At 73.6% G+C, this 12,281-nt stretch carries 12 protein-coding genes; 7 read left to right on the plus strand and 5 right to left on the minus strand.

Annotated elements, in window-relative coordinates; translation table 11 throughout:
• Nucleotides 1-67: 67 nt before the first annotated feature.
• The 5 genes from VIU94_RS25055 (at nt 68) to VIU94_RS25075 (ending at nt 4,836) form a co-directional block, all read left to right on the plus strand.
• A complete protein-coding gene (locus VIU94_RS25055; protein ID WP_331914342.1) occupies nt 68-1,642 on the plus strand; it encodes a 4-coumarate--CoA ligase family protein in 1,575 nt (524 codons plus the stop codon).
• Nucleotides 1,639-2,361, plus strand: coding sequence for an enoyl-CoA hydratase family protein (locus VIU94_RS25060; protein ID WP_331914344.1), 723 nt, complete (start codon nt 1,639-1,641; stop codon nt 2,359-2,361). The genes VIU94_RS25055 and VIU94_RS25060 overlap by 4 nt, the downstream gene beginning before the upstream one ends.
• Complete coding sequence (locus VIU94_RS25065) at nt 2,349-2,927, plus strand: TetR/AcrR family transcriptional regulator (protein ID WP_331914346.1); 579 nt, start codon at nt 2,349-2,351, stop codon at nt 2,925-2,927. The genes VIU94_RS25060 and VIU94_RS25065 overlap by 13 nt, the downstream gene beginning before the upstream one ends.
• Nucleotides 2,928-2,951: 24 nt before the next feature.
• A complete protein-coding gene (locus VIU94_RS25070) occupies nt 2,952-3,539 on the plus strand; it encodes a hypothetical protein (RefSeq protein WP_331914348.1) in 588 nt (195 codons plus the stop codon).
• Nucleotides 3,540-3,795: 256 nt separating this feature from the next.
• Nucleotides 3,796-4,836: an isopenicillin N synthase family dioxygenase gene (locus tag VIU94_RS25075; RefSeq protein WP_331914350.1), complete on the plus strand. Its 1,041-nt coding sequence runs from the start codon at nt 3,796-3,798 to the stop codon at nt 4,834-4,836.
• Nucleotides 4,837-4,927: 91 nt separating this feature from the next.
• Here VIU94_RS25075 and VIU94_RS25080 read toward each other — a convergent pair whose 3' ends face one another.
• Complete coding sequence (locus VIU94_RS25080; protein ID WP_331914352.1) at nt 4,928-6,028, minus strand: citrate synthase 2; 1,101 nt, start codon at nt 6,026-6,028, stop codon at nt 4,928-4,930.
• 247 nt (nt 6,029-6,275) lie between these two features.
• Between VIU94_RS25080 and pdxH the strand changes: the two genes are divergently transcribed.
• Entirely contained in the window at nt 6,276-6,902 is a 627-nt protein-coding gene (gene pdxH, locus VIU94_RS25085; RefSeq protein ID WP_331914368.1) for a pyridoxamine 5'-phosphate oxidase, read from the plus strand.
• Nucleotides 6,903-7,000: 98 nt separating this feature from the next.
• Here the strand turns inward: pdxH and VIU94_RS25090 are convergent, their stop codons facing one another.
• The 4 genes from VIU94_RS25090 to VIU94_RS25105 form a co-directional block, all read right to left on the minus strand.
• Entirely contained in the window at nt 7,001-7,459 is a 459-nt protein-coding gene (locus VIU94_RS25090; RefSeq protein WP_331914354.1) for a hypothetical protein, read from the minus strand.
• Nucleotides 7,456-7,983, minus strand: a complete 528-nt coding sequence (locus VIU94_RS25095) for an RNA polymerase sigma factor (protein ID WP_331914356.1) — start codon at nt 7,981-7,983, stop codon at nt 7,456-7,458. The genes VIU94_RS25090 and VIU94_RS25095 overlap by 4 nt, the downstream gene beginning before the upstream one ends.
• Nucleotides 7,970-9,313, minus strand: a complete 1,344-nt coding sequence (locus VIU94_RS25100; RefSeq protein ID WP_331914358.1) for an alpha/beta fold hydrolase — start codon at nt 9,311-9,313, stop codon at nt 7,970-7,972. Before VIU94_RS25100 ends, VIU94_RS25095 begins: the two co-directional genes overlap by 14 nt.
• A gap of 354 nt (nt 9,314-9,667) precedes the next feature.
• Nucleotides 9,668-11,098 (minus strand): hypothetical protein, encoded by a 1,431-nt coding sequence (locus VIU94_RS25105; RefSeq protein ID WP_331914360.1) that lies wholly within the window; start codon nt 11,096-11,098, stop codon nt 9,668-9,670.
• A 130-nt stretch (nt 11,099-11,228) separates the two neighbouring features.
• On the opposite strand from VIU94_RS25105, the gene VIU94_RS25110 reads away from it, so the two are divergent.
• Nucleotides 11,229-12,281, plus strand: a 1,053-nt coding sequence (locus tag VIU94_RS25110) for a PAS domain-containing protein (protein ID WP_331914362.1), incomplete at its 3' end; no start/stop codon positions are given.

Consider the following 12,281-nt stretch of genomic DNA (forward strand, 5'->3'; position numbering starts at 1 on the left):
GGGTCTCCCCAAGTTGTACCGACCGGGGGATTCTGTCGTCCACCTTCCACCTCTCCAGGGGGCACGCATGGTGTTCAACAGCGAGTACGCGGACGTTCCGGCCCTGTCCGTTCCGATCCACGACGCCGTGCTCGGACATGCGGCGGAACACGGCGACACCCCGGCCCTGGTCGACGGGGCCGGGGAGCTGGTCCTCACGTACGCGCAGGTCGACGCGTTCCACCGGCGGGTCGCCGCCGGGCTCGCCGAGGCGGGCGTGCGCAAGGGCGACGTGCTCGCCCTGCACAGCCCCAACACCGTGCTGTTCCCGATCGCGTTCTACGCGGCCACCCGGGCCGGCGCGTCCGTCACCACGATCCACCCGCTGGCCACGGCGGAGGAGTTCGGCAAGCAGCTGCGGGACTCCTCCGCCCGCTGGATCGTCACCGTCTCGCCGCTCGCCGGGACCGCCCGCCGGGCGGCCGAACTCGCGGGCGGCGTCCGGGAGATCTTCGTCTGCGACCAGGGCGACCCCGCCGACGGGCACCGCTCGCTCCAGTCGATGCTCGCGAGCACCGCGCCCGAGCCGAGCGTCGAGATCGACCCCGCCGAGGACATCGCCGCCCTGCCGTACTCCTCCGGCACCACCGGCGTGCCCAAGGGCGTCATGCTGACGCACCGCTCCATCGGCACCAACCTGAACCAGCTCGACCCGTTCATACCGATGGGCCCCGGCGACCGGATCCTCGCCGTGCTGCCGTTCTTCCACATCTACGGGCTCACCGCGCTGATGAACGCCCCGCTGCGCAAGGGCGCCACCGTCGTCGTGCTGCCCCGCTTCGACCTCGACCAGTTCCTCGGCGCGATCCAGGAGCACCGGATCAACGGCTTGTACGTCGCCCCGCCGATCGTCCTCGCGCTGGCCAAGCACCCGGCGGTCGAGCGGTACGACCTGTCGTCGCTCGAGTACATCGTCAGCGCCGCCGCCCCGCTGGACGCCTCGCTCGCGCGGGCCTGCGCGGCCCGGCTCGGGCTGCCGGTCCGGCAGGCGTACGGGATGACCGAGCTGTCGCCCGGCACCCATGTCGTCCCGCTCACCGAGGCCGACCCGCCGCCCGGGGCGGTCGGCAAGCTGCTGCCGTCCACCGAGATGCGCATCCTCTCCCTCGACGACCCCGCGAAGGACGCCGCGCCGGGCGAGGAGGGCGAGGTCGCGATCCGCGGCCCGCAGGTCATGAAGGGCTACCTCGGCCGCCCCGAGGCCACCGACGCGATGATCGACGCGGACGGCTGGCTGCACACCGGCGACATCGGGCGGGTCGACGCGGACGGCTGGCTGTACGTCGTCGACCGGGTCAAGGAGCTCATCAAGTACAAGGGCTTCCAGGTCGCCCCGGCCGAGCTGGAGGCGCTGCTGCTCACCCACGAGGGCGTGGCGGACGCGGCGGTGATCGGGGTACGGGACGAGGACGGCGAAGAGGTACCGAAGGCGTTCGTGGTGCGGCAGCCGGGCGCGGCGGAATTGACGGCCGAGGACGTGCTCGCGTTCGTCGCGGGGCGGGTAGCCCCGTACAAGAAGATCCGCAGAGTGGAGTTCATCGACACGGTGCCGAAGGCGGCGTCCGGGAAGATCCTCCGCCGCGAACTGAGGGAGCGCCCATGACCCTGGTCCCCGCCGCCGACGAACGCGGCATCCGGACGCTGACCCTGGACTCCCCGGGGAACCGGAACGCGCTCTCGGCGGCCCTGGTCGCCGAGCTCGCGGAGGCGCTCACCGCGGCGGGCAAGGACCCGGCGGTCCGGGCGGTGGCGCTCACGCACACCGGCACCACGTTCAGCGCGGGCGCGGACCTGAAGGCCCCGCCCAACCCGTACGCCTTCGTGGCCCTGCTCCGGCAGATCGTGGAGCTGCCGAAACCGGTCGTCGGCGTGGTCGACGGACACGTACGCGCCGGGGGCCTCGGCCTGCTCGGCGCGTGCGACGCGGTCGTGGCCTCGGCCGGCTCGGACTTCGCGCTCACGGAGGTCCGGATCGGGGTGGCCCCGGCCGTGATCTCCCTGACCCTGCTGCCGAAGCTGGAGCCGCGGGCGGCGTCGCGCTACTACCTGACGGGCGAGCGCTTCGGCGTGCCGGAGGCCGTCGCGATGGGCCTGGTGACCGCCCCCGACACCGACCTGGACGGCATCCTGGACGGCCTGCGAGGCGCGTCGCCACAGGGGCTGCGAGAGGCGAAACGACTGGTCACGGCTAGAGTCCTGGAGACCTTCGACCGCGACGCGGAAGAGCTCGTCCAGCGATCGGCGTCCCTCTTCGCCTCGGCCGAGGCGCGCGAGGGCATGACGGCGCTGTTCGAACGACGGGACCCGGAATGGCGGCTGTGACCGCACCCAAGCAGGACAGGAGCCGCGCCACCCGGCAGCGGCTCCTGGAGGCCGCGGTGGCCTGCCTGGCCGAGCGGGGCTGGGCGGGCTCCACGGTCGCGGTCGTCGCCGAGCGGGCCGGGGTCTCGCGCGGCGCGGCCCAGCACCACTTCCCGACCCGGGAGGACCTGTTCACGGCGGCGGTCGAGTACGTCGCCGAGGAGCGCTCCCAGGCCCTGCGCTCCCTGGCCGCGCGCGACCGCCGCGAGGTCGTGGCGGCCGTCGTGGACCTGTACACCGGCCCCCTGTTCCGGGCCGCCCTGCACCTGTGGGTCGCCGCCTCCAACGAGGACCAGCTGCGCGCCCGCGTGACGGAGCTGGAGGCCCGCGTCGGCCGCGAGTCCCACCGCATCGCCGTCGACCTCCTCGACGCCGACGAGTCCCTCCCCGGCGTCCGCGAAACCGTCCAGGGCCTGTTGGACATGGCCCGCGGCCTGGGCCTGGCGACCCTGCTCACCGATGACACGGCCCGACGTCAGAGGGTCGTGGAACAGTGGGCCGCGCTGGTGGACGCGGCTCTGGAGTAGCCGCGCGGAGCGGGGGAGCGGACCGTGGGCGACTATTTCCAGACGATCGTGGACACCGAGGCCACGGAGGCGGAGGCGCCCGAGCTCGCGGCGCGGATCGTGGCGTGGCTGGTCGCGGAGGGCATGATCGAGGCCGAGCTGAGCGAGGGCTGGACCCTCGGCGCCCCCGGCCACAAGCCCCTGCCGGGCGCGAAGGCGGCGGCGAAGGGCCGGACGAAGTTCGACGAGAGCTGGGGCGGGCTCGAAGTGACCGCCGGCAAGCGCACGTCCTTCGACTCCGGGCAGTACACCCAGCCGGAACAGGCCCGCTGCCCGCAGTGCAGGGGGACCACGGAGTTCGTCGACGAGGAGTGGGAGGAGAACCCGGAGCTCTGGGAGCCCTTCGCCGACGCGCTCGCCGACTGGGAGAAGGGCGGCGAGGGCCTGGTCGCCTGCGCCGCGTGCGTGGCCGAGTCCCCGGTGAACCGCTGGCACTGGCGGTCCGAGTCCCTCGTCCCCGGCTGCCTGGGCTTCACCTTCTGGGGTTGGCCGGAGCTGACCGAAACCTTCCGTGAGGAGTTCGCCCGCCGCCTGGGAGGCCACAACACGGAGCACCTCCGGGGCAAGGTCTGACGCCGCGGCCCCCGCCCGCCCCCGGGCGGGGGGCCTGCGCCGCTGTGACCCACGCCACGCGCGTTCCGCGTGCCCCGCAGTAATCTGGTCGCATGCTTGTGCTCGTACGCCGTCGTCACGTGGACTTCGTCCGCGTCACTGCCATGGGCTGTCTGCGCTCCGTCTGATCTCGGAGCCCACTTCCCCACCCGGCCCGGAGCCCCCGCACCACCCCTCGCGGCCGCCCCGGGTCCCGTACACCCCGCGGATGCACACCATGACGAACACCGAGTCGTACGCGCAGCTCCCCATCATCGACCTGTCCGCCGCCGACCGCGGACCGCAGGCCCGGCGGCTGCTGCACGCGCAGCTGCACAACGCCGCGCACCAGGTCGGCTTCTTCCAGCTGACCGGGCACGGCGTGACCGAGGCCGAGACCGAGGCGCTGAAGCGCGCCATGCACGACTTCTTCGCGCTGCCGGAGCCCGCCCGGCTCGCCCTCGACAACGTGAACTCGCCGCACTTCCGCGGCTACACCCGGATCGGCGACGAGCGCACCGCCGGCGCCCGCGACTGGCGCGACCAGCTCGACATAGGCGCCGAGCGCCCCTCGCACGTCCCCGCCCCCGGCGAGCCCGCCTACTGGTGGCTCCAGGGCCCCAACCAGTGGCCCGCCGCCCTGCCCGAGCTGCGCACCGCCGCGCTCAACTGGATCGAGCGGCTCAGCGCCGTCGCCGAGCGGCTGCTGCACGAACTGCTCGCCTCGATCGGCGCGCCGCCGCGCTTCTACGACGGCATCTTCGGCGCCGAGGCCCACCCGCAGCTGAAGATGGTCCGCTACCCGGGAAGCTCCGGCGAGGGCGACGACCAGGGCGTCGGCGTCCACAAGGACTACGGCTTCCTCACCCTGCTCCTCCAGGACCAGGTCGGCGGCCTGCAGGTGCTGCGCGAGGACGGCGAGTACCACGACGTGCCGCCGCTGCCCGGTGCCTTCGTCGTGAACCTCGGCGAGCTCCTCGAAGTCGCCACCAACGGCTACCTCGTCGCCACCAGCCACCGTGTGGTGTCCCCGCCCGGGGCGACCGAGCGGTTCTCCGTGCCGTTCTTCTACAACCCGCGGCTCGACGCCAGGATCGCGCCGGTGCCGTTCCCGTACGCCTCCGACGCCCCCGGCGTCACGGCCGACCCGGCGAACCCGCTGTTCGCCGAGTACGGCCGCAATGAGCTCAAGGGCAAGCTGCGCGCCCACCCGTTGGTGGCGGCCCGCCACCACGCGGAGCTGCTGCTCAGGGAGACTCAGCCGGTGATGTCGGCTTAGCCCTCGCCCAGCCGGCGAGGGCCGTCTCGCCTCGCCCAGCCGGCGAGGGCCGTCTCGCCTCGCCCAGCCGGCGAGGGCCGTCTCGCCTCGCTCAGCCGGTGATGTCCGCGTAACCCGCGATGTCCTGCAGGTCGCGCCGGCCGGGGCCGATGTACGTCGCCGACGGGCGGACCAGGCGGCCGGTGCGCTTCTGCTCCAGGATGTGCGCCGACCAGCCGGCCGTACGGGCGCAGCTGAACATCGACGTGAACATGTGCGCCGGCACCTCGGCGAAGTCGAGCACGATCGCCGCCCAGAACTCCACGTTAGTCGCCAGGACGCGGTCCGGGCGGCGGTTGTGCAGCTCCTCCAGGGCGGCCTTCTCCAGCGCCTCGGCGACCTCGAAGCGCGGTGCGGCCAGCTCCTTGGCGGTACGGCGCAGCACGCGGGCGCGCGGGTCCTCGGCGCGGTAGACGCGGTGGCCGAAGCCCATCAGGCGCTCGCCCTTGTCCAGGGCCTGCTTGACGTACGCGGTGGCGTCGCCGGTCCGCTCGATCTCCTCGATCATGCCGAGGACGCGGGACGGCGCACCGCCGTGCAGCGGGCCGGACATCGCGCCCACCGCGCCGGACAGCGCCGCGGCCACGTCCGCGCCGGTGGAGGCGATGACGCGGGCGGTGAACGTGGAGGCGTTCATGCCGTGCTCGGCGGCGGAGGTCCAGTACGCGTCCACGGCCTTGACGTGCTTCGGGTCCGGCTCGCCGCGCCAGCGGATCATGAACCGCTCGACGACCGACTGCGCTTTGTCGATCTCGCTCTGCGGGACCATCGGCAGGCCCTGCCCGCGGGCGGACTGGGCGACGTACGACAGCGCCATGACGGCCGCCCGGGCGAGGTCGTCGCGGGCCCGCTCGGGGGTGATGTCGAGCAGCGGCTTCAGGCCCCAGACGGGCGCGAGCATGGCCAGCGCGGACTGCACGTCCACGCGGATGTCACCGGAGTGCACCGGGATCGGGAACGGCTCGGCCGGCGGCAGACCGGGGTTGAACGCCCCGTCCACGAGCAGGCCCCAGACGTTGCCGAACGAGACCTGGCCGACCAGATCCTCGATGTCGACGCCGCGGTACCGGAGCGCGCCGCCCTCCTTGTCCGGTTCGGCGATCTCCGTTTCGAACGCGACGACTCCCTCGAGTCCGGGTACGAAGTCGGACATCAGGCGGCTCCTCGTGGTGGGGTCTGATCGATGATCAATCAGCTTGTCTGGTCTTGTCGTGGGGAAGCAACAGTCATCCAGCCCAAGAGTCTGTACGGTTCCGATGATGCGGGGAAGCGTGACATCCGGCACACTCCGCCGATCCAGGGAGAGAGGATTAGCGAGGCGTCATGCCGGGCAGACTGGGGCGGTCACGTCGGGCTGCGGCAGGATGAAACCCGTGACTCACATCCTCGATCCCGCAGACATGCGCGAGCAGTACCGCACCAAGGAGCTGCACGTGGAGGACCTCGCTCCGGACCCGGTCGAACAGTTCGCCCGCTGGTTCGAGGAGGCGGCCGCGAACCCCGAGATCCACGAGCCGAACGCGATGGTCGTCTCCACGGCCACGCCGGACGGCCGCCCCTCCTCGCGCACGGTCCTGCTGAAGCACTACGACGAGGCCGGCTTCGTCTTCTTCACCAACTACGGCTCCCGCAAGGGCGGCGAGCTGGACGCCAACCCGTACGTCGCGCTGCTCTTCCCCTGGCACCCCGTCGCCCGCCAGGTCATCGTCACCGGCACGGCTCGGCGCACCGGCCGCGACGAGACGGTCGCGTACTTCCGCACCCGCCCGCACGGCTCCCAGCTGGGCGCATGGGCGAGCGCCCAGTCCGCGGTGATCGACTCCCGCGAGGAGCTGCTGGCCCGCTACGAGGAACTGGCCGCCCGCTACCCGGAGGCCGAGCAGGTGCCGGTGCCCCCGGAGTGGGGCGGCTACCGGGTGGCGCCGGAGACGGTGGAGTTCTGGCAGGGCCACGAGAACCGGCTGCACGACCGGCTGGTGTATGTGCGGGAAGGGGAGGGGTGGCGGGTGGAGCGGCTGTCGCCGTGAGGCGGTGACGGTCGCTCCGAGGCGATACGGGAGCTCCCCGCGGGGGCGAGGCCCGCGCCGGTGCGCGGGCGCGCTCGCCCTCGCCCTCGCGTGAGCCGTTACGGAAGCTCCGCCGCCAGCCGGTCCATCGCCTGCCGCAGCTCCCGCCGCGCGCCGAACGGCACGATCGCCGCGCGGCCCGGGACCCGTACGCCGCCCGTGAGGGCGACGCGGGTCCCGCCGCCGGGCTCCGCGGTCGCCGCCATCCCGATGATCAGGAACCGGCTCTGCAGCCAGCACCACCCCGGCCGCAGCACCCCGTGGAACCGCGCCCGCAGCCCGTACCGGCTGCGGGCCAGCGCCTCGACGCGGTCGCCGTCGACCCGTACCACCCGCACCGACCGCATGTCCGGCTGGAACCGGCCGAACCCGCCCTCCAGGTCGCCCATCACCGCCCACACCTCCTCCGGCGCGGCCGGCAGCACCGCCTCCACCACCCGCGCCCCGCGCACCCCCGCACCCATCACGCGCAGCCGCCGCACGGTGTCGATCTCGATCTCCATCGGTTCAGCGCTCACGCCGACCACGCCTTTCGGAAACTCCGCCGGGCCCGGTGCAGCCGGGACTTGGCGGTGCCGGTGGGAACACCGAGGACGGCCGCCGCGGCCTCCTCGTCCAGACCCTCCACGTCCCGCAGGACGAGGACGGCCCGATGGCCGGGCGACAGCCGGGACAGCACGTCCCGGACGTCCGCGGCGAGTTGGGGATCACCGGGCGCGGGCACCTCGGCCAGCTCGGCCGGCCGGGCCCGGCCCGCCCGCTCGGCCACCCGCACCGCCTCCCGGACCGCGATCGTCCGCACCCACCCGTACAGCGCCTCCGGCTCGCGCAGCGACCGCAGCGAACGGAACACGGCGACCAGCGCCTCCTGCGTCGCGTCCGGCCCGTCGTCGAGCGCGATCGGGCCGCAGACGCGGGAGATGTACGGGGTGAGATGGTCGAGGAGGCCGTGCAGCGCGAGCGTGTCGCCGCGCCGGGCGGCCCGGGCGAGCGCGATGCCGCGCTCGGCGGGGGTCCCGTCAGCGGGGTCAACGAGTGTCACGGAGGAACTCTTCCATCAACCGGCCCACGGGCGCAGGGCAGTCGAGGGTCAGGGCGTGACCGCAGCCGTCCAGCTCCCGGACCCGGGCATCCGGCAGCAGCCGCCCGAAACGCGCCGCCTGCGCCACCGGCAGTACGCCGTCCTGCCGCCCCCACACCACCAGCACCGGCAGCCGCGTCTCCGGCAGCGCCCGCTGCGTCACGCTCCAGTCCAGGCCGCGCTCCAGCCGGTACACCGACCGCAGGTTGTCCGGCACGGCCGCCGGGCCCCAGGCCGCGTCCACGACCTCGTCCGTGGCGAGTTCCTTGTGCACGAAAAGCCCGCGCACGGACGACGCGGCGGCGTCGCGGCCCGCGCCGAGGTGCGTCAGCAGTTCGCCGACCAGCGGCAGCTTCAGCGCCTCCCACAGCGGCGGGTCCTTCTCGTCGAGTCCGGAGGAGGCGAGCAGCACCAGCCGGCTCACCCGTTCCGGATGCCGCTGCGCGTACGCGAGGGCCCAGCCGCCGCTCCAGGAGTTGCCGGCGAGGGCGACGCGGTCGAGGCCGAGTGCGTCGAGGAAGCTGCCCAGGGCGGCGGTCATGCCGTTCAGGTCCCAGGTGAGCGTGCGGTCCTTGAGCCGGGTCGGGCCCTGGCCGGGAAGGTCGACGACGTACACCGTGTGCGTACGGGACAGCAGGTCGAGCTGGTGCCGCCAGGCGAACGACCACGACGCGCCGGGGGAGACCAGCACGACGGGCGAGCCCTGCCCCTGCCGCAGGTAGTGGAACCGGGCGGCCGGCGTCTCGACGAACCGCGAATCGGCGAGTACGGGCGCGGGCCTCTCGGCGGGCGCGTAGCCGTACGCCCCGTACGCGGCGACCGCCGCCAGCACGAGCGGCAGCCCGAGTGCGGTGCCGCGGACCCAGCTGCGCCAGGTCAGCAGGGACGCGGCGGCGAGGCCGAATCCGAGGCACACGGGCGTGTAGACCAGCAGGTTCAGCCACCGGAACGCCTCCCCGGCGGCCCCGTCGCCGGCCCACACCACCCCGAGCAGCCCGCGCACGAGCAGCCCGGCGGCTACGGCGTAGGTGACGAGCGCGGGCAGCGGCCCGCCGCGCCGGTACGTGTACGCGAGGACGCAGGCGGCCGCGAGCAGCGTCACCGCGGCGAGCGGCAGCACCACGCGCGGCGCGAACGACACCACCCCGCCGAGCACGGCAAGTGACAACCCCCGCTCCCCGCGCGCGGGCCAGGTAGCCCCGGTGGCCCAGTACAGATGCGCCAGCCCGTCCAAGGCCAGCAGCCCGGCGACGGCGAGACCGGCCCGCCTGCGCATCAACGTGTCCGGCATGTTCATACCCCCTTGCCCGGCCGGAGTGGCCGACACCAAGGGGAGGAGCCGGGGCAGGGGAACGTTCCCTGTGACCTGAGTCACTACGTGGGACGGGTCCGGGAACGCAGACGACCCGTGGGCCTTTGGTCCCGTCCGCTCGAGTTCGGACGAGAGCCGGCCGGACTTACCGGCGGCCCACGGGTCGGGTGACTGCTTGGGTTTCGGCAGACGGCCTGCCGAGGTGCACATCGTGCGACGGCAGGCCTTAGCCCGCAGTCACCTCACGAGTCCGAAAAGAAATCATGTTTCCGGATCACCTCCTTTCGCGTGTGCACCACACATTAGGAGCGCGACCGGGAGGGCTCAACCTATTTATTCGCGTCTTTTCGCGGCGATGATCCGTTCCATCTCCGAGACCGGGAGAGAGCGGTTCCGACCTGCGGCTTCGGCGGTCTGCGGGTCGTCGTCCGAGAGGAGAGCGAGCAGGGCGGGGACGGGCACGCGGGGGTGGTCGGCGACGGCCCGGCGCACCCGCGCCTCGGGGTCGGTCGCGAGCTCCTCCGCGAGCGCGGCCGGAAGGTCCTGGTCTCGGGGCGCGAGCTCGCGGATGCGGGGGTCGGGGTCGGTCGCGAAACGGCGCAGGTACGCGGGCGGGTATGTGTACCGGTCGGACGGCCGGTCCGCCGGTTTCCGGGTGTCCTTGTGGGCCCGCTCGACACGCTCGACGGCGGACGGGTCGAGGTCCGCGCCGTGATGCCGGACGGTGACGAGGCGTACGTACTGGTCCTCGTCGTCGAGCAGCCGGGCGACGGCTTCGGCGGGCAGCGGCCCGCCGGCCGCAGCGGAGTGCCGGAAGCAGGGGTACGGCGAGTCGACGTGCGGAAGCGGGTCGGCCCGCACCCACTCGACCGTCCGGAACTGCAGATCGAGGAGGGCGACCTGGCAGAAGACATCCTCCTCGCTTTCGAGGCGGGCCGCTCCGGCGGTCAGGTACGCGTGGATCTCGGCCCGGAGCGCGTCGGGGGTGTCCTCGCGGACCAGGATCTCCGCGCAGAGGACCGGTTCCTGGCCCCCTCGCCTCCGAGCGAGTGCGTCCCGCAGCTCCGGAGGCAGCTGTGGGTGGGCGGCGACGGCCTCCCGGACCTCCATGTCGGGGTCGGCGGCCAGCGCGGCGGCCATCTCCGGCGTCAGTGGGTCCAGGTACGCCACAACGCCCGTTCGGGTCGCCGGATCCGCGAGCAGCGCCTCGTGCAGGTCGGACGGAGGGGCGGGGTGGGCGAGCCGCAGGGAGTACGTCGAGCAGGCCGCCTTACGGACGGTGGGCTCAGGGTCGGTGAGCAGCCGTCGACGTACGTCTTCGGGGGCCGTCACCCACGACGTGGCCAACTCTTGGCGGACCCTCGGGTCGGGGTCGTCCGCCAGCCGGAAGCGCACGCCCGACGGGACCTCCGCGCACTGAGCGAGGAACTTCCGTACGTCCGCATCCGCGTCGGAGCCGAGCGTGGCGAGGACGTCCGGCGGCAGGCTCGCCGCGTGGGCGGTGAGGGCTGTGCGGACCCGCGGCTCGCGGTGCGTGGCGAGGGAGCGCCTTACACCGTCGGGGAGCGCCGGGTTCACGGCGAGCGCCCTCGCAAGCCTGTCGTCCCCGGAGGCGAGGATCTCCTCGACGAGCTCCCGCGGCAGGTCCGTCCGCAGGCTCATGGCCTTCGCCCCCGCCTCCCGGTGCCGCAGCAAGGGCCGCAACAGCTCGGCGGGTAGAGCGAGGTTGAGGGCAAGGCCCTTCAGGACGTCACCGGTGCGCATGACTCCCCATGTTCGTTTCCGGGATGCAACGATTTCCTCGAATCAGGTGTGTCCTGCGTCACGTTCCAGTTGAATGGCCGTGGCGTGCGGTTCGGGCACGTGCGTACACCGTCCTGCAGGGGGTGCCGGGATGAGTGCTGCCAGGAGTGGGACCGCGGAGCGGTCGGCCGAGGGGCCCGGGTCCGGGGCCGGGGGCGATCTGTTGGCCGCGTTGCTCGACGGGATGGACGCGGCGCTGTGCGCCTTCGACGCCGAGGGGACCGTCACCCACTGGAATCGCGAGGCCGAGCGAATCCTCGGCTGGTCCGCCGAACAGGCCGTCGGGCGGCGCGGGTTCGCCGGCTGGGCGGCCAGGCGGGCCGACGCGGACGAGGTGCAGGGGCGGCTCATGGCCGCGATGCACGCGCCGGGCCGCCAGGTCCACGAGTTCGCGCTGCTGCGCAAGGACGGCGGCCGGGTCCTCGTCCGTACCCAGGCGGCCGGCGTGCGCGGCGCGGACGGGCGGCCCGCCGGGGTGTACTGCGCCTTCAGCGAGGTGCACGCGCAGATCGACCTGGAGCGGTCCATCGCGCTGAGCGAGGCCCTCTTCGAGGACGCCTCCTGGGGCGTCGTCCTCGTCGACGTCGACCTGCGCCCCGCCGTCGTCAACGCCCGCGCCGCCCGCGCCCTCGGCACCGGCCGCACCACCGCCCTCGGCCGCCCGCTCGGCGAGCTGATCGGCCAGGGCGTCGAGGACGTGGAGGGCGCGCTCCAGCACGTCCTGGCCGAGGGCGCGCCGCGCGGCCTCGTGGAGATGTGGGTGACGCTGCGGGCCGGTGACGGGGAGGAGCGGCGCCGGTGCTGGCGCAGCGGCTTCCTGCGGCTGGCCTCGCCGCTCGCGGAGGAGCCCGTACCGCTGGGCATCGGCTGGCTGTTCCAGGACGTCACCGAGGCCAAGCTCGCCGAGCAGGAGGCGGACCGGCTGCGCTTTCGCTGCAGTCAGCTGCACCGCGCCGGCGCGGCCGCCGCGGAGTGCGAGGACCCGATGGAGGCGGCGACCGTGCTCCTGGACTTCGCCGTCGCGGGCTTCGCCGACCACGCGCTGCTCGACGTCACCGCGGGCGAGCGGCGACTGGTCCGCGCGGCGGCCACGCCGACCGGCGCGCCCGGCCCGGTCGCCCCGGTCGCCTGCGGCGGCGTCCCC

Source organism: Streptomyces sp., from assembly GCF_036566765.1.
Taxonomy (GTDB): Bacteria; Actinomycetota; Actinomycetes; order Streptomycetales; family Streptomycetaceae; genus Streptomyces.